Raw genomic sequence first — 238 nt, 5'->3', positions numbered from 1 at the left:
CAAAAGGAGGGTTTCTTTATCCATCAAACGAAGTACGTTAATGATGTATTGAAACATTTTGGAATGGAAGATAGTGCTCCGTTTGATACTCCTCTTCCTGTAAATCATCATCTAGGGGCCACTAAAGCAGTTGATCCTGAAGTTGATCCAACCCAATACAGAGCTATGATTGGGTCACTTATGTATCTTACTGCTTCTCGACCAGATATTATGTTTTCTGTATGCTTGTGTGCTAGAT

1 protein-coding gene is annotated in these 238 nt (G+C 39.1%); it reads left to right on the top strand.

Annotated elements, in window-relative coordinates; translation table 11 throughout:
* A partial coding sequence (locus NJ376_RS28605) for a hypothetical protein (protein ID WP_252956733.1) occupies window positions 1-238 on the top strand: 238 nt, incomplete at both ends.

Origin of the sequence: Siccirubricoccus soli (assembly GCF_024178315.1) — a bacterium.
Classification (GTDB): domain Bacteria; phylum Pseudomonadota; class Alphaproteobacteria; order Acetobacterales; family Acetobacteraceae; genus Siccirubricoccus; species Siccirubricoccus soli.
Note: the sequence above shows the minus strand (reverse complement) of the source record. Positions and strands in the feature narration are given on the sequence as shown.